Annotated in this window: 15 protein-coding genes; 7 read left to right on the plus strand and 8 right to left on the minus strand. The window is 62.6% G+C overall.

Translation table 11 applies throughout. The features are described from left to right. Nucleotides 1–5 precede the first annotated feature (5 nt). Genes yidD through rpmH form a run of 3 tightly spaced genes read right to left on the minus strand, consistent with a single transcriptional unit; the run spans nucleotide 6 to nucleotide 699 of the window. On the minus strand, nucleotides 6–215 hold the full coding sequence (yidD, locus tag ACFOW7_RS13805) for a membrane protein insertion efficiency factor YidD (RefSeq protein ID WP_378165210.1): 210 nt from the start codon (nucleotides 213–215) through the stop codon (nucleotides 6–8). After that, the gene (gene rnpA / locus ACFOW7_RS13810) at nucleotides 200–568 is read right to left on the minus strand and encodes a ribonuclease P protein component (protein ID WP_378165212.1); all 369 of its coding nucleotides are present in this window, start codon (nucleotides 566–568) and stop codon (nucleotides 200–202) included. The genes yidD and rnpA overlap by 16 nt, the downstream gene beginning before the upstream one ends. Further along, nucleotides 565–699 carry a 50S ribosomal protein L34 gene (rpmH, locus tag ACFOW7_RS13815; RefSeq protein WP_378165215.1) on the minus strand — a complete coding sequence of 45 codons (135 nt, stop codon included), beginning with the start codon at nucleotides 697–699 and terminating at the stop codon, nucleotides 565–567. Before rpmH ends, rnpA begins: the two co-directional genes overlap by 4 nt. A gap of 199 nt (nucleotides 700–898) precedes the next feature. Here rpmH and dnaA point away from each other — a divergent pair, with 199 nt between their 5' ends. The 3 genes from dnaA (at nucleotide 899) to gyrB (ending at nucleotide 6,037) form a co-directional block, all read left to right on the plus strand. Then, complete coding sequence (gene dnaA, locus ACFOW7_RS13820) at nucleotides 899–2,278, plus strand: chromosomal replication initiator protein DnaA (protein WP_378165217.1); 1,380 nt, start codon at nucleotides 899–901, stop codon at nucleotides 2,276–2,278. Between the two features lie 118 nt (nucleotides 2,279–2,396). Beyond that, a complete protein-coding gene (gene dnaN, locus ACFOW7_RS13825) occupies nucleotides 2,397–3,503 on the plus strand; it encodes a DNA polymerase III subunit beta (protein ID WP_378165219.1) in 1,107 nt (368 codons plus the stop codon). 143 nt (nucleotides 3,504–3,646) lie between these two features. Continuing rightward, nucleotides 3,647–6,037 carry a DNA topoisomerase (ATP-hydrolyzing) subunit B gene (gene gyrB / locus ACFOW7_RS13830; protein ID WP_378165222.1) on the plus strand — a complete coding sequence of 797 codons (2,391 nt, stop codon included), beginning with the start codon at nucleotides 3,647–3,649 and terminating at the stop codon, nucleotides 6,035–6,037. 325 nt (nucleotides 6,038–6,362) lie between these two features. Here the strand turns inward: gyrB and gatB are convergent, their stop codons facing one another. Genes gatB through gatC form a run of 5 tightly spaced genes read right to left on the minus strand, consistent with a single transcriptional unit; the run spans nucleotide 6,363 to nucleotide 10,757 of the window. Further along, complete coding sequence (gatB, locus tag ACFOW7_RS13835; protein WP_378165224.1) at nucleotides 6,363–7,790, minus strand: Asp-tRNA(Asn)/Glu-tRNA(Gln) amidotransferase subunit GatB; 1,428 nt, start codon at nucleotides 7,788–7,790, stop codon at nucleotides 6,363–6,365. Nucleotides 7,791–7,816: 26 nt separating this feature from the next. Next, nucleotides 7,817–9,268 (minus strand): Asp-tRNA(Asn)/Glu-tRNA(Gln) amidotransferase subunit GatA, encoded by a 1,452-nt coding sequence (gatA, locus tag ACFOW7_RS13840; RefSeq protein WP_378165226.1) that lies wholly within the window; start codon nucleotides 9,266–9,268, stop codon nucleotides 7,817–7,819. Between the two features lie 51 nt (nucleotides 9,269–9,319). Next, the gene (locus ACFOW7_RS13845) at nucleotides 9,320–9,892 is read right to left on the minus strand and encodes a hypothetical protein (RefSeq protein ID WP_378165228.1); all 573 of its coding nucleotides are present in this window, start codon (nucleotides 9,890–9,892) and stop codon (nucleotides 9,320–9,322) included. Then, nucleotides 9,889–10,470: a D-sedoheptulose 7-phosphate isomerase gene (gene lpcA, locus ACFOW7_RS13850; RefSeq protein ID WP_378165230.1), complete on the minus strand. Its 582-nt coding sequence runs from the start codon at nucleotides 10,468–10,470 to the stop codon at nucleotides 9,889–9,891. Before lpcA ends, ACFOW7_RS13845 begins: the two co-directional genes overlap by 4 nt. Further along, the gene (gatC, locus tag ACFOW7_RS13855) at nucleotides 10,467–10,757 is read right to left on the minus strand and encodes an Asp-tRNA(Asn)/Glu-tRNA(Gln) amidotransferase subunit GatC (protein ID WP_378165232.1); all 291 of its coding nucleotides are present in this window, start codon (nucleotides 10,755–10,757) and stop codon (nucleotides 10,467–10,469) included. Before gatC ends, lpcA begins: the two co-directional genes overlap by 4 nt. A 352-nt stretch (nucleotides 10,758–11,109) precedes the next feature. On the opposite strand from gatC, the gene ACFOW7_RS13860 reads away from it, so the two are divergent. From ACFOW7_RS13860 to mrdA, 4 genes are all read left to right on the plus strand, one after another. Further along, entirely contained in the window at nucleotides 11,110–12,153 is a 1,044-nt protein-coding gene (locus tag ACFOW7_RS13860) for a rod shape-determining protein (RefSeq protein WP_378165234.1), read from the plus strand. 115 nt (nucleotides 12,154–12,268) lie between these two features. After that, the gene (gene mreC, locus ACFOW7_RS13865; protein ID WP_378165236.1) at nucleotides 12,269–13,186 is read left to right on the plus strand and encodes a rod shape-determining protein MreC; all 918 of its coding nucleotides are present in this window, start codon (nucleotides 12,269–12,271) and stop codon (nucleotides 13,184–13,186) included. After that, nucleotides 13,186–13,692 (plus strand): rod shape-determining protein MreD, encoded by a 507-nt coding sequence (gene mreD / locus ACFOW7_RS13870; RefSeq protein ID WP_378165238.1) that lies wholly within the window; start codon nucleotides 13,186–13,188, stop codon nucleotides 13,690–13,692. The genes mreC and mreD overlap by 1 nt, the downstream gene beginning before the upstream one ends. Further along, nucleotides 13,689–15,746 carry a penicillin-binding protein 2 gene (mrdA, locus tag ACFOW7_RS13875; RefSeq protein WP_378165241.1) on the plus strand — a complete coding sequence of 686 codons (2,058 nt, stop codon included), beginning with the start codon at nucleotides 13,689–13,691 and terminating at the stop codon, nucleotides 15,744–15,746. Before mreD ends, mrdA begins: the two co-directional genes overlap by 4 nt.

Consider the following 15,746-nt stretch of genomic DNA (forward strand, 5'->3'; position numbering starts at 1 on the left):
TGGCGTCAGGGCACCGGGTCGTAGCCACAGCCACCCCACGGGTGGCAACGCAAAAGCCGCCGAATTGTAAGCCATCCACCGCGTAGCGCACCATGACGGCGCAGGGCCGTGATGGCGTACTCAGAACAGGATGGCGTGAAACGGCAACGGGGCCCGATCAGGGGGCTGAGGGTATAGCGATAGGCCTGGACCAGTAGAATCAGCAGGCGCGACACGGTCCTATCCTAGCGAACAGCTTGAGCAGCGCAGTGCGGGCGGCGGCGCTTTCACTACGCCTGACCGGACGCTTGGCGCGCACGATCAGGTCAAAGCCGCTCAGTTCATGGGCATGGAGCCGGAACTGTTCCCGCACGGTCCGCTTGATGAAATTGCGACCCACGGCATGGCGTACCACGCGCTTGGCAACCACCACACCCAGCCTGGCCCGGTCGAAACCGTTGGGACGCAGCCAGAGCTGGAAGAACTCATTGGCCTTGGTCTGGCGCAAACTAAAAACGGATGAAAATTCATCCGTTTTTAACAGGCGTTGCTGCCTGGTATAGCGATAGGCCAACGGCCTGTGCCTCAAACCGACAGGCGATGACGGCCTTTGGCGCGACGAGCGCGGATCACGGCGGCGCCACCGCGGGTGCGCATGCGGACGAGGAAACCGTGGGTGCGCTTGCGGCGGACGACGGACGGCTGGTAAGTGCGTTTCATGGCGTTGCCCCTGGATGCTTGGTGGAACTTGGAAAACTCGCCATTAAAGGCAAAAAAGCTATATTTGTCAACGGCGTTTTTTTGGGTGCCCTGTGGATAAGTACGGGGAAAGCGACTAGAATGTCGAGCCGATCAACCCGCGCGGCACGGGTCGGACTCTGTTTTCCAGCGCCGCGCTCCCCAAAAGTCCACATAAACGATGTCAGCGATCGAACAATTTTGGCCGAGCTGCCTTGCCCGGTTCGCCGAGGAATTGTCCGCCCAACAGTTCAATACATGGATCAAGCCGCTGCGCTGTGAAGCTGGCGACGAATCCATCGTGCTGCTGGCGCCGAACCAGTTCACGCTAAATTTCGTCAAGGATCGCTTTTTCCCCCGGCTGGAGAAGTTTGCCGCCGAATATTTCGACGGTGCGGTGCCGATCACCCTCAAGGTGGGCGGCGCCGTCACGCCCTCGCCGCGGCTTGAGCAGCCGGCTGACGCCACCGCGCCGGCCGAGCCGCGCCTGAGCACGCCGGCCAAGCCGCAGGGCTTTCGCCAGATCGCCCCGGCCGATGAAACCACCCGGCTCAACCCCAATTTCTCGTTCGAGACGCTGGTGACCGGTAAGGCCAACCAACTGGCCCGCGCGGCGGCAATGCAGATCGCCGAAAATCCGGGCCACGCCTATAACCCGCTGTTCGTCTACGGCGGCGTGGGGCTGGGCAAGACCCACTTGATTCAGGCCATCGGCAACTATGTGCATCAGCACAATCCACAGGCCAAGATCCGCTATATCCACGCCGAGCGCTATGTCGCCGATGTGGTCAAGGCCTATCAGCACAAGGCGTTTGACGAGTTCAAGCGCTATTACCATTCGCTCGATCTGCTGCTGATCGACGATATTCAATTCTTCTCGGGGAAAAACCGTACCCAGGAAGAATTCTTCTATGCCTTCAACGCCCTGATCGAAGGCCATCGCCAGGTCATCATCACCTCGGACCGTTACCCCAAGGAGATCGAAGGGATCGAAGACCGGCTGATCTCGCGTTTCGGCTGGGGCCTGACGGTGGCGATCGAGCCGCCCGAGCTGGAAATGCGGGTGGCGATTCTCAACAAGAAGGCCGACTCGGAGAACCTCAAGCTCGACTCCAATGTGGCCTTCTTCGTGGCAAAGAATATCCGCTCCAATGTGCGCGAGCTCGAAGGCGCATTGAAGCGCATACTGGCCTATTCACGCTTCACCGGTCAGACCATTACGCTCGAGCTGGCCAAGGAAGCGCTCAAGGATATTCTCGCAGCCGGCAATAAGCTGATCACGGTCGAGAGCATCCAGAAGACGGTGGCCGATTTCTACAAGATCAAAGTCGCGGACATGCACTCGAAGAAGCGCACCCGCGATATCGCCCGGCCACGCCAGATTGCCATGGCGCTGGCCAAGGACCTGACCCAGCTGTCTCTGCCGGCCATCGGCGAGGCGTTTGGCGGCCGCGACCACACCACGGTGCTGCACGCCTGTAAAACCATCGCCCAGATGCGGCAGTCCGACAGCAATCTCAGCCACGACTACAACGTGCTGATGCAGATTCTGCGCAACTAGGACCAGTGCGGCGCGACCCAGCCCCGCCGTGGTCCGCGTCCGACGCTGCGGCGTCGACGTCGGGGTCGCCGGGGGCCGACGACCGCTTTACCAATCTACTTTCAGAAACACACTCCCTATGTTACTGATACAAGCAGACCGCGACGCGCTCCTTAAACCGCTCAGTACCGTTATCGGTATCGTCGAACGTCGGCATACCCTCGCTATCCTGTCCAATGTCCTGATCGCCAAGGAAGGCGAACGCCTGACCTTCCTGGCGACCGATCTGGAAATCCAGATCACCACCGAAATCCAGCACGCCGAAGGCAAGGATTTCCAGATCACCGTCTCGGCCAAGAAATTCCAGGATATCCTGCGCGCCATCCCCGATGGCGTGATGGTCCAGCTCGAACAGGACGACAGCCGTTTGACGGTGCGCGCCGGCAAGAGCCGCTTCAACCTGCAAACCCTGCCGGCCCAGGATTTCCCCAAGCTCGCCATCGACACCAATGTCAAGAGCAGCATCCGCCTCAAGCAGGCGGTGCTCAAGGACCTGCTGTCCAAGGTTCAGTACGCGATGGCGCATCAGGATATCCGCTACTACCTCAACGGCCTGTTCCTGATCGCCGCCGGCCGCGAGATCAAGCTGGTGACGACCGATGGTCACCGTATGGCCTTTATCTCGGCCGAACTCGATGAGGATGTGGGCCAGCACGAGGTGATCCTGCCGCGCAAGACCGTGCTCGAGCTGTACAAGCTGCTGGCCGACAGCGACGAGGAAGTGGTGGTCGAGATTGCCGGCAACCAGGTCAAGTTCGCCTTCGGTCACAACGTGATCCACAGCAAGGTGATCGACGGCAAATTCCCCGATTACAAGCGGGTGCTGCCGACCAACAACCAGAAACACGTCCCGCTCGACCGCAGCCAGCTGCTGCAATCGCTGCAACGGGCGGCCATTTTGTCCAACGAGAAATTCCGTGGCGTGCGGATGGTGCTCGAGAACGGCATCCTGCGCATCCTGTGCAATAACAGCGAACAGGAAGAAGCCCAGGAAGAGCTGGAAATCGCCTACCAGGGCGAACCGATGGATGTGGCTTTCAATATCAGCTATCTGCTCGATGTCCTGACCAACCTCGACAACGAGGCCGTGGTATTCAGCTTCGGCGACCATGCCACCAGCAGCACGCTGGTGACGGTGCCTGATATCGCCGATTTCAAGTACGTGGTGATGCCGATGCGGATTTAAATCCAGTTTCTGGCCTGAAGTATTAATTTTCTTGTTAAGTCATAACAGCGTCTTGCGCCTGTTTTGCAGAAAATTAACTTTTCCAGGAACACGCGCAACGGTGCGCCAATGCTGCGCAGTAACGATCAACAGGTGGTGAAGCAATGAGCGAACACGATTACGGTGCGGACAGCATCAAGGTTCTCAAGGGTCTGGAAGCGGTCCGCAAGCGCCCCGGCATGTATATCGGCGATACCCAGGACGGCACCGGTCTGCACCATATGGTGTTCGAGGTGCTGGACAACGCCATCGATGAGGCGTTGGCCGGCCATTGCGACCGGATCAAGGTCATCATCCACCCCGACAATTCGATCTCGGTCGAGGACAACGGTCGCGGCATCCCGACCGATATCCACCCCGAGGAAGGCCGCTCGGCCGCCGAGGTCATCATGACCATCCTGCACGCCGGCGGGAAGTTCGATAACAACAGCTACAAGATCTCGGGCGGTCTGCACGGGGTCGGCGTGTCGGTGGTCAATGCGCTGTCGGAATGGCTGCGTCTGACCATCCGCCGCGATGGCCATGTCCATTCGATGGAATTCCGTCATGGCGAACCGGTCGAGCCGCTCAAGATCATCGGCAATACCGAGCATCGCGGCACCGAAGTGCACTTCATGGCGGCGACCGAGACCTTCGGCAATATCGAATTCCATTACGAGATTCTGGCCAAGCGCATCCGCGAGCTGAGCTTTCTCAACAACGGCGTGGGCATCGAGCTGATCGACCGCCGCACCGGCAAGGAAGAGAACTTCGCCTTCTCGGGCGGGGTGAAGGGCTTTGTCGAATACATGAACCGCAACAAGACGGCGCTGCATCCGCATGTGTTCCACGCGATCGGCGAGCGTGACGGCATGAGCGTCGAGGTGGCGATGCAATGGAACGACTCCTATCAGGAGAGCGTGCAGTGCTTTACCAACAATATTCCGCAACGCGACGGCGGCACCCATCTGACCGCACTGCGCACCGTGATGACCCGGACGCTCAATGCCTATATCGAGCAGTCCGAACTGGCCAAGAAGGCCAAGGTCGAAACCGGTGGCGACGATATGCGCGAAGGCTTGACCTGTGTGCTGTCGGTCAAGCTGCCCGATCCGAAATTCAGCTCGCAGACCAAGGATAAGCTGGTATCGAGCGAGATCGGCCCGGTGGTGCAGGAAGTGATCAACGAGACGCTGTCGAACTTCCTGCTGGAAAACCCGAACGACGCCAAGATCATCTGCGGCAAGATCGTCGAAGCGGCTCGCGCCCGCGAGGCCGCCCGCCGCGCCCGCGAGCTGACCCGGCGCAAGGGGGTGATGGACGGCATGGGCCTGCCCGGCAAACTGGCCGACTGCCAGGAAAAGGACCCGGCACAGAGCGAACTCTATCTGGTCGAGGGCGACTCGGCCGGCGGCTCGGCCAAGCAAGGCCGTGATCGGCGCTTCCAGGCCATCCTGCCGCTCAAGGGCAAGATTCTGAACGTCGAGAAGGCACGTTTCGACAAGCTGCTGTCGAGCCAGGAAATCGCCACGCTGATCACCGCGCTTGGCTGCGGCATCGGCAAGGATGAGTTCAATCTGGAGAAGCTGCGCTACCACCGCATCATCATCATGACCGACGCGGACGTGGATGGCGCCCATATCCGCACCCTGCTGCTGACCTTCTTCTACCGTCAGATGCCCGAGCTGGTCGAGCGTGGCTATATCTATATCGCCCAGCCGCCGCTCTATAAGGTCAAGCACGGCAAGAACGAGCAGTATCAGAAGGACGACCATGAGCTGAAGCAGTATCTGCTCAAGCTCGCCCTGACCAACGCCCGTCTGGTGCCCGGTGGCGATGCCGCCGTGATCGAGGGCGAAGCACTCGAAGCGATCGCCCGCCAGTATCTGCTGGCCGAAGCGGTGATCGAGCGCGAAAGCCGTCTGATCGATCCGTCCATCCTGTACGCACTGATGCGCGCTCCGGTGCTCGACCTCAAGACCGAACAAGGCGCCCAGGCGGCCGTCGAGGCACTGCGGGCGGCCTTGGCCGATCCGCTGGTTGGCATCGAGTCGGTACACGACGACAAGAACGACGCCTATGTGCTGCGGCTGCGCAAGACGCTCCATGGCAACGTGGCCATGCAGTACATCGACCAGGATTTCATCCTGTCAGGCGACTACGCCCAACTGCGCAAGACGGCCGATATGCTGTCGGGCCTGCTCGGCGAAGACGCACGGGTCCAGCGCGGCGACCACGAGAAACCCGTCAGCGAGTTCAAGGAAGCACTCGACTGGCTGATGGGCGAGGTGCGGCGCAATCTGGGCATCCAGCGCTACAAGGGTCTGGGCGAGATGAACCCGGAACAGCTCTGGGAAACCACGATGGACCCGACCGTACGTCGCTTGATGCGGGTGCAGGTGGAAGATGCGATGGCCGCCGACGATATCTTCACCACCCTGATGGGCGACAACGTCGAGCCACGGCGGGCGTTCATTGAGCAGAATGCGCTGGTGGCGCGCAATATTGATGTTTGATCTGTGGTGTCGGCTGACACAAGAAATAGAACCTGCACTGAGTTATTGAAAAGTCAGTGACAGAAATAATGAAAAAAGCTCCCTTGGGAGCTTTTTTCATGGCTGTCAGCGCATTTCCATTTAGATCGGAGTCGTCGCCAAAGCTCGCTGGGTACTGCGCGTCTGTGCCTTGAGACCTCGATGCGCTGACTCCGAGTTGGCGGGAAATGCGCGAATGGCTCGGTGATGGCCCGAATGCTTTCCTACTCTTGGTGGACATAAAAAATCCGGCTCATGAAAACCATGAGCCGGATCGAATCGAAAACCTGTTCAGCGAAGCAACCGCTCAGCCGGCCAGTTTCTTGCGCAGGATGTCGTTGACCATCGCCGGGTCGGCCTTGCCCTTGGCGGCCTTCATGCATTGGCCGACCAGTGCGTTGAAGGCTTTTTCCTTGCCCGACTTGAATTCCTCGACCATGGCGGCGTTGGCGGCCAGTACACCGTCGATCAGCGCTTCGACTTCACCGGTATCGGTATTGGCCTTGAGATCGTGCTGGGCGATCACCGTATCGGCGTCGGCGTCCGATTCCCACATATGGCGCAATGCTTCCTTGGCGCCCTTGTTGTGCAGGGTGCCGTCCATGATGCGGCGGATCAGGCCGGCCAGCCGTTGAGCCGACAAGGGCGAGGCGTCGATGTCCTTTTCCTCGCGGTTGAGGCGGGCCGATACCTCACCCATGATCCAGTTGGCGGCGAGCTTGGGCTCGGCGCCCGCCGCGACGGTGGCCTGGAAATAGTCGAGCAGCGACTTGGAGGCGGTCAGCGTCGAGGCGTCGTAAGGCGTCAGGCCCTGCTCGACCATCCGGGCCGCGACCGCCGCCGGCAGCTCGGGCATGTCGCCCTGTACCCGCGCGATCCAGTCCTCGCTGATAAACAGCGGCGGCAGATCGGGATCGGGGAAATAGCGGTAATCGTGGGCGTCTTCCTTGGTGCGCATCACCTTGGTTTCGCCGCTGTCGGGGTTGAACAGCACCGTGGCCTGCTGGATCGTCCTGCCGTCCTCGATCTGCTCGATCTGCCACTGCGCCTCGTATTTGATCGCCTGCTCAAGGAAGCGGAAGCTGTTGAGGTTCTTGATCTCGCGCCGGGTGCCGAATTTCTCTTCACCCTTGCGGCGGACCGAGACGTTGGCGTCCACCCGGAAGCTGCCTTCCTGCATATTGCCGTCACAGATGCCGATCCAGGTCACCAGCGAATGCAGCGCCTTGGCGTAAGCAACCGCCTCGGCGGCCGAGCGCATGTCGGGCTCGGACACGATTTCGAGCAGTGGGGTGCCGGCGCGGTTGAGGTCGATTCCGCTCATGCCGTGGAAGTCTTCATGGAGGCTCTTGCCGGCATCTTCCTCGAGATGGGCGCGGGTCAGGCGGACCGATTTTTCCGTGTCGCCGACTCGGATGGTCAGCGCGCCGCCCTCGACCACCGGCAGCTCGAACTGGCTGATCTGGTAGCCCTTGGGCAGATCGGGGTAGAAGTAGTTTTTCCGGGCGAAGACTGATTTGCGGTTGATCTTGGCGCCGATGGCCAGACCAAAGCGGATGGCCCGCTCGACCGCGCCACGGTTGAGCACGGGCAGCACGCCGGGCAGGGCGATATCGACCGCGCTGGCCTGGCTGTTGGGGGCCGCACCGAAAGCGGTCGAGGCGGCCGAGAAGATCTTCGAGGCGGTGGAGAGCTGGACGTGGGTTTCCAGCCCGATGACGATTTCCCAGTTCATTGGCTTCTAGTCCTTGTGCGTGGGCCTTACAGCGACGGCGAGCGGGTGTGCCAGTCGGTGGCGGTCTGGAAGCGGTGGGCGGCGTTGAGCAGGCGCGCCTCGGCGAAATAGTTGCCGATCAGTTGCATCCCGATCGGCCGGCCGTTGGCGGCAAAGCCGACCGGATGGGCAATGCCGGGCAGACCGGCCAGATTGACGCCCAGGGTGTAAATATCGGCCAGATACATGGCGACCGGGTCGTCGCTCTTCTCGCCCAGCCCCCAGGCCACGGTCGGTGCGACCGGCGCGGCTATCACATCGCACTGGGCCAGACCGGCCTGGAAGTCCTCGGCCACCAGCCGGCGCACCTTCTGCGCCTTGAGGTAGTAGGCGTCGTAATAGCCATGGCTCAGCACATAGGTGCCGGTCAGGATACGGCGCTTGACCTCGGCGCCGAAACCTTGGGCGCGGCTCTTCTTGTACATATCGTCCAGGTCGCCGTACTCGGCGGCGCGGTGGCCGTAGCGCACGCCGTCAAAGCGGCTCAGATTGCTCGACGCCTCGGCCGGGGCGATCACATAGTAGGCCGGGATGGCCAGCCGGGTATTGGGCAGGCTGATCTCGACCAGCGTGGCGCCGAGCTTGCGGTATTCGGCCAGTGCCGCTTCGATGGCGGCAGCGACGTCGCCAGCCAGACCTTCGGCGAAATATTCCTTCGGCACCCCGATGCGCAGGCCGTCGAGCGGGCGCTCCAGATCGCGGCTGTAGTCTTCGGCGGGGCGCTCCAGGCTGGTCGAATCGCGCTCGTCGAAACCGGCCATCACATTGAGCAGCAGGGCGCAGTCGGCCGCGGTCTGGGCGATCGGGCCGCCCTGGTCGAGACTCGAAGCGTAGGCCACCATGCCCCAGCGGCTGACCACGCCATAGGTGGGCTTGAGGCCGGTGACGCCGCAGAAGGCGGCCGGCTGGCGGATCGATCCGCCCGTGTCGGTGGCGGTGGCGGCCGGGGTGAGGCGGGCGGCGACCGCAGCGGCCGAGCCGCCCGAGCTGCCGCCGGGAACGGCTGTCCGGTCCCACGGGTTCCTGACGGCGCCGAACGCCGAGTTTTCATTCGACGAGCCCATGGCGAACTCGTCCATATTGGTGCGGCCCAGCGTCACCAGACCGGCTTCCTTGCAGCGCGCCACCACCGTGGCGTCGTAGGGGGAGATGAAGTTCTCCAGCATCTTCGAGCCGCAGGTGGTCTTCCAGCCGTCGGCGCAGAAGATGTCCTTGTGGGCGATCGGCGCGCCGGTCAGCGGACCGGCCTGACCGGCGGCGCGGCGCTGGTCGGCCTCTTTGGCCATCGCCAGCGTCCGGGCGCGCTCGACGGTGACAAAGGCGTTGAGCGTCGGATTATGGGCGTCGATCCGGGCCAGATAGTCGGTGGCCAGTTCCACGGCCGAGGTCTTGCGCTCGGCCAGCAGCCCGGCGATTTGCTGTAGCGTCAGATTGGTCATAGTGTTTTCCAAATCTCTTTTAAGGCGCGCTGGGTCTGGCAGCCTTAGGGCTTAGATTTTGTATTCGCGTGAAAAGGCACTGGCGATGAAGTCGCGGCTCGGTACGATGCGCTGGCCTGGAGCCAAGGTGGCGCGGAACTGCGCCATCGCGGCGCTGCGATCTTCCCGCTGCGCCAGCACGCCGTCGACGAAATGCAGTTCGACCACTTCACGGTATTTCCAGGCCGGGTGAAAGCCCATATGGACATACAGCTCCGGCACAAAGTCACGGCCAAGCAGCAGGCCGCCACTGAACGGCAGTGCCAGATTGAGTCCTTCGTACTGGCAATTGAAGTCGAGCATGCCGCGCGGCGGTCGTTTCGGGCTGATGCCGTTGAGCGGCGGTCCGGGCGGTTGGCGCACCCCGGGTGGCAGCTCGGCCTGATGGGTCAGGCGCAGTCGATCGAGCCGCAAGGTGCCGTCGTGCAGGCGGTAGCCGCAGACATAACCGCGGTAGCAGGCGGTACAGCGGCCAACCGGGTTCAGGCCGAATTCGGCCGGATCGAACGGTTGCTCGCCATCGATACCGGCGAGGGCATATTCGATGCCGTCGAGCGTCAGGGTGTCGGGGATCTGCGCGGTCACGACACGTAGCCCATGCCCTGTTCGATCAGGTCCATCAGGGTATGGATCACTTTGATATGGATTTCCTGGGTACGGTCGGCATAGCCGAAATGCGGCACCACGATCTCGACATCGCCCCGGCCCCTGAGCTTGCCGCCGTCGCGGCCCAGCAGCAGCACCACCCGCATCTCGCGCTGGCGGGCCGCTTCGACCGCCCGCAGGATATTGGCCGAATTGCCGCTGGTGCTGAGGCCCAGCAGCACGTCGCCGGGTCGGCCGAATGCCTCGATATGGCGCGAGAACACGAATTCGAAGCCGTAGTCGTTGCCGACGCAGCTCAGATGGGACGGGTCGGAGATGGCCATTGCCGGCAGGGCCGGCCGGTTGTCGCGGTAGCGGCCCGATAATTCTTCGGCGAAATGCATGGCGTCGCAGTGCGAGCCGCCATTGCCGCAGGAGATGACCTTGCCGCCGGCTTTGAACGAATTCACCAGCAGTTCGGCGGCCTGGCCGATGGCTTCGAAGAAGGCGGGGTCGTTACGGACCTGGTCAAGCAGTCGTGCAGCTTCGTCGAAATGGGCCTGGGCGCGCTCCATCATGATTCGATCACCTTGGGCACCAGATAGAGCCCGGCTTCGGTGGCCGGTGCAACGGCCTGGAACTTTTCGTGCAAGTCCGACTCGTTCACCACGTCGTCGCGCAGGCGCAACATCACGTCCTGGGCATGGGCCATGGGTTCGATGCCTTCGGTGTCGGCGGCTTGGAGTTGTTCGATCAGGTCGAAGATGCCATTGAGTTGGCGGCCGACCTCTTGGATCTCGGCCGGGCTGACTTCCAGCCGGGCCAGATTGGCGATGCGCAGCACATCGGCGTCGGTGAGGGACATGGGGGCTCCTGCGGTGCGTGGCAAAACCGGTCGCGCCGGGGCGCGGAAAGTCGGCGTCGCCCTTTAATCATGTAAGCGCGATAGGGTAACATACCGGGTTTGATCGGCCCAAGCCTGGCGGCGACGCGCGACCGCGCAAGCGGGAACGCAAGGCGTTGACTCGACAGAGAAAAACAATCAAGCCGATCGGGGAATGCAGCGAGCGGCCGCGCCTCAGGGGCGCGGCGTATCGGGCGCGAGGACGCGCCGTCACCGGGTGGCCCGTCCCGGACCTGGACATTTACGGCCACCGCCCGGTGGCTGTCAACGTAACCGGGCCGGCCGCCGCAGAACACTAGCCAGAAAGTAACAGATGTTAGGATCCTTGAGCGGGTACTTTTCCAATGACCTGGCGATCGACCTCGGTACCGCCAATACATTGATCTTCGTCCACGGCAAAGGCATCGTGCTGGACGAACCTTCGGTAGTCGCCATCCAGCAAGAAGGCGGCCCCAGCGCCAAAAAAACCATTCTCGCCGTCGGCGCCGAAGCCAAGAAAATGCTGGGCCGCACGCCCGGCAGCATCACCGCGATCCGACCGATGAAAGACGGTGTGATCGCCGATTTCACCATCACCGAACAGATGCTCAAGCAGTTCATCAAAAAGGTGAACCCGAGCCGTTTCTTCGCCACCAGCCCGCGTATCGTGATCTGCGTGCCGTGCGGTTCGACCCAGGTCGAGCGGCGTGCCATCAAGGAATCTGCGCTGGGCGCCGGCGCCCGTAAGGTCGAACTGATCGAAGAACCAATGGCCGCTGCCATCGGCGCCGGTCTGCCGGTCGAGGAGGCCACCGGTTCGATGGTGGTCGATATCGGCGGCGGCACCACCGAAGTGGGGGTGATCTCGCTGGGCGGTATCGTGTATTCGAGTTCGGTGCGGGTCGGTGGCGACAAGTTCGACGAAGCCATCATCAACTACATCCGCCGCAACTACGGCATGCTGATCGGCGAAACCACCGCCGAAGAAATCAAGAAGCGCATCGGCTCGGCCTTCCCCGGCGCCGAAGTGCGTGAGATGGAGGTCAAGGGTCGCAATCTGGCCGAGGGTATTCCGCGCTCCTTTACCATCTCCTCCAATGAAATCCTCGAAGCGCTGACCGAGCCGCTGAATCAGATCGTGTCGGCGGTCAAACAGGCGCTCGAACAGACGCCGCCCGAACTGGGCGCCGATATTGCCGAAAAGGGCATGGTATTGACCGGCGGTGGCGCCTTGCTGCGCGATATCGACCGCCTGCTGATGGAAGAGACCGGGCTGCCCGTGATCGTGGCCGAAGATCCGCTGACCTGCGTGGTACGCGGCTCGGGCCGGGCGCTCGAGAAGATGGACAAGGTCGGGTCGATCTTTACCAACGACTGACCTGCCGGACCCGGTGAACGACAGGCGCCGGGGGCGGAACGCCGCAGCAGGGCTGCCGTTCCGCCCCCGGCGTGCTTGCCGTTTCTGAGCCACTTTCGCCGCGTAACGCTTTGCCATGCAAGCCACCATCCAACCGGCGTTTTTCAAGCAGGGGCCCAAGCCGCTCCATCGCTTCCTGCTTTATGCCGCGCTCAGCCTTGCGCTGACCGTGATCGACACCCGCTGGCATCTGCTGGCCGGCGCGCGAGAAGTCGCGTCGGTCGCCCTCTACCCGCTACAGCGGCTCGCCACCGCACCCGTGGCGATGGCCCAGCATGTCGGTGACTTCCTGACTGCCCAATCGACCCTGCTGCGTGAAAACCGTCGGCTCCAGGACGAGCGTCTGCTCGCCAATGCCCAGCTGATGCGGATGCAGGATCTCCAGATGGAAAACGCCCAGCTCAAGCGCCTGATGTCGGCGCTGGAGTCGCGCCGAGGCGGCGGGGTGCTGACCGAGGTGCTGTACCACGCCCGCGACCCGTTCACGGCCAAGCTGATTGTCGATCGTGGCGTGCGGGCCGGGGTGCGCGAGGGGCTGCCGGTGATCGACCCGCTCGGTCTGGTCGGTCAGATCACCCGGGTTCAGCCGCTGACTGCCGAAATCACCCTGATCACCGAAAAGAGCCAGGCCGTACCGGTCCAGGTGCAGCGCACCGGCCAGCGTGCCGTGGTCTTCGGCGGCGGGCGCGAACATCCGCTCGAAGTCCGTTTCATGCCGCTCAATGCCGATATCCGGCCCGACGATGTGTTGGTGACGTCAGGGATAGACGGCGCCTACCCAGCCGGCCTGCCGGTGGCGCGGGTGCGCCAGGTCGACCGCAATGCCGGGCGGCCGTTTGCCGGCATCCTGTGCGAGCCGATTGCCGAAGTCGACCGACACCGCTATTTCCTGATCCTTGACGAGACGCGCCGTCTGCCCGAAAAGCCGCCCGTGCCCGCTGAAGGCGAGGCCAAGAAGAAACCACGCCGCCGTCAGGCGGCCGAGGAGGAGTAATGCCGGTCTCCCGCCAGTTGCTCAAACCGGTCAAGCTGAGTTTCATCGTGCTGACCTTTCTGGTCGGTCTGGTGCTCGATCTGGTGCCCTGGGGGCCGGGCATGCGCCAGATGCTGCCCGACAGCATCGCCCTGCTGCTGCTGTACTGGTGCATGAACCAGCCCAGCCATGTCGGCGTGGGCTGGGCGTTCTGGCTCGGCCTCACGCTCGATCTGGCCGATGGCAATACCTTTGGCCAGCATAGCCTGGCCTATGTGGCGAGCTGCTATCTGGTGCTCAGCCGTCATCGCCAGCTCGCCATGTTCCCCCTGTGGCAGCAGGCCATCTATATCGCGCCGCTGCTGTTGCTCAATCAGGCGATCATGGTGGCGGTGCGGCTGGTGACCGGCGCGCCCTTCCCGGGCTGGAGCTATTTTGTCGGCCCCCTGATCGGCATGTTGGCCTGGCCGCTGCTGTCCTATCTGCTACAGATTCCGCAACGCAAGGAAAAGCCGGCCGAGTTATGAGTCGCCGTACCGAACTGCGCAATCCCCAGCGCGAGCGTTACAACTTCCAGTTGCGGCTATGGGTAGCCATTGCGGTGGTGCTGGCTGGATTCGGGGTGCTGCTGTCGCGTTTCTTCTTCCTCCAGGTGGTCGAACACGACAAGTACCACACGATGGCCGAGACCAACCGGATCAGCCTGGTGCCGATCCCGCCGCCGCGCGGCATCATCACCGACCGCAACGGCGTGGTGCTGGCGCGCAACCATTCGGCCTATACCCTGGAAATCACCCCGTCCAAGGTCGAGGATCTCAACGCCACCATCGATGCGCTGGCCAAGCTGATCGAGATCAGCCCGCGTGACCGGCGCCGCTTCAAGAAATTGATGGAAGAGAGCAAGGACTTCGCTTCGCTGCCGATCAAGACCCGGCTCAGCGACGAGGAAGTGGCCCGTTTTGCCGTCAATGCCTACCGTTTTCCCGGCGTCGAGATCAAGGCGCGCCTGTTCCGCCACTACCCGATGGGCGAATCGGCCTCGCATCTGCTGGGCTATATCGGCCGGATCAACGACCGCGATCTGGTGATGCTCGAAGAGGATGGCCGGCTGCCCAATTACCGTGGCTCCGACCATATGGGCAAATTCGGCCTGGAGCAGAGCTACGAGGAGCAGTTGCACGGCAAGACCGGCTATGAGGAAGTCGAGATCGACGCCAACGGCCGGGCAGTCAATTCGCTCAAGCGCACCCCGCCCATCTCGGGCAACAATCTGGTGCTGACGGTCGATATCAAGTTACAGCAACTGGCCGAGCAGGCGTTCGGCAACAACAAGGGGGCGCTGGTGGCGATCGAGCCGGCCACGGGCGGAGTGCTCGCGCTGGTGTCGCGGCCGGGTTTCGATCCCAATCTGTTTGTCGATGGCATCGACCCGCAAAGCTGGCGCGAACTGAACGAATCGCCCGACCATCCGCTCAATAACCGGGCCATCCAGGGCACCTATATGCCCGGTTCGACCTTCAAGCCGTTTATGGCGCTCGGGGCGCTCGAACTGGGCAAACGCACGCCGCATCAGGCATTTGCCGACCCGGGCTATTTCTTGTTCGGTAATCACCGCTTCAACGACGACAAGCCGGGCGGCCACGGGATGGTCGATCTGGAGCGCTCGATCGTGGTGTCGTGCGACACCTACTACTATCTGCTGGCCAACGACATGGGCATCGATAACATCGCCCGCTTTATGAAGCCGCTGGGCTTTGGCCAGAAGTCGGGTATCGATCTGCCCGGCGAAAAGGCTGGGGTGTTGCCGTCGACCGAGTGGAAACGGCGGGCCTTCCAAAAGCCGCAGATGAAGAAGTGGTATGCAGGCGAGACCGTGTCGATCGCCATCGGTCAGGGCTACAACAGCTACACCCCTTTGCAGCTGGCCCAGGCCACCTCGATTCTGGCCAACCGTGGCGTGGTGTTCCGGCCTCACCTGGTGCGGTATATCGAAAACAGCATGACGCGCGCCCGCACCATGATCGAGCCGCAGCCGGTGGCGCGTCTGCCTTACAAGCCGCAGCACCTCGATACCGTGACCCGGGCCATGGTCAACGTCAACAAGGCCGGCACCTCGGCGCGGGTATTTGCCAACGCCGGCTATGATGCGGCCGGCAAGACCGGGACGGCGCAACGCTACAGTCTGCGCGGCGCCACCTATATCCGCAGTCAGGTGGCCAAGCATTTGCAGGACGACGCCTGGTTTATCGTGTTCGCGCCGGCCGACAAGCCGCGTATCGCACTGGCGCTGATCGTCGAGAACGGCGGTTTCGGTGCCGAAGCGGCGGCGCCGATCGCCCGCAAGGTGCTCGACTACTATCTGCTGGGCAAGCTGCCCAAGGAGCCGGCCAAGTCCGATGCCCCGGCCGCAGCGGCTACGTCGCCGGCTGCCGAGTCTGCGTCCCCTGAGCCGGCAGCGACCCTGCCGTCTGCGGCCCAGCCGAGTGCGGCCCAGCCGAGTGCGGCCCAGCCGAGTGCGGCCCAGCCGAGTGCGGCCCAGCCGAATGCGGCCCAGCCGGAAGAGGAAGACCACAGTGATTAA

Origin of the sequence: Chitinimonas lacunae (genome assembly GCF_042650885.1) — a bacterium.
Taxonomy (GTDB): Bacteria; Pseudomonadota; Gammaproteobacteria; order Burkholderiales; family Chitinimonadaceae; genus Chitinimonas_A; species Chitinimonas_A lacunae.

What these genes read in the sequence shown, in the direction of transcription:
- rpmH (WP_378165215.1), bottom strand. Translation starts at nt 699, where the DNA reads ATGAAACGCACTTACCAGCCGTCCGTCGTCCGCCGCAAGCGCACCCAC.
- dnaA (WP_378165217.1), top strand. Translation starts at nt 899, where the DNA reads ATGTCAGCGATCGAACAATTTTGGCCGAGCTGCCTTGCCCGGTTCGCC.
- dnaN (WP_378165219.1), top strand. Translation starts at nt 2,397, where the DNA reads ATGTTACTGATACAAGCAGACCGCGACGCGCTCCTTAAACCGCTCAGT.
- gyrB (WP_378165222.1), top strand. Translation starts at nt 3,647, where the DNA reads ATGAGCGAACACGATTACGGTGCGGACAGCATCAAGGTTCTCAAGGGT.
- gatB (WP_378165224.1), bottom strand. Translation starts at nt 7,790, where the DNA reads ATGAACTGGGAAATCGTCATCGGGCTGGAAACCCACGTCCAGCTCTCC.
- gatA (WP_378165226.1), bottom strand. Translation starts at nt 9,268, where the DNA reads ATGACCAATCTGACGCTACAGCAAATCGCCGGGCTGCTGGCCGAGCGC.
- lpcA (WP_378165230.1), bottom strand. Translation starts at nt 10,470, where the DNA reads ATGATGGAGCGCGCCCAGGCCCATTTCGACGAAGCTGCACGACTGCTT.
- gatC (WP_378165232.1), bottom strand. Translation starts at nt 10,757, where the DNA reads ATGTCCCTCACCGACGCCGATGTGCTGCGCATCGCCAATCTGGCCCGG.
- ACFOW7_RS13860 (WP_378165234.1), top strand. Translation starts at nt 11,110, where the DNA reads ATGTTAGGATCCTTGAGCGGGTACTTTTCCAATGACCTGGCGATCGAC.
- mreC (WP_378165236.1), top strand. Translation starts at nt 12,269, where the DNA reads ATGCAAGCCACCATCCAACCGGCGTTTTTCAAGCAGGGGCCCAAGCCG.
- mreD (WP_378165238.1), top strand. Translation starts at nt 13,186, where the DNA reads ATGCCGGTCTCCCGCCAGTTGCTCAAACCGGTCAAGCTGAGTTTCATC.
- mrdA (WP_378165241.1), top strand. Translation starts at nt 13,689, where the DNA reads ATGAGTCGCCGTACCGAACTGCGCAATCCCCAGCGCGAGCGTTACAAC.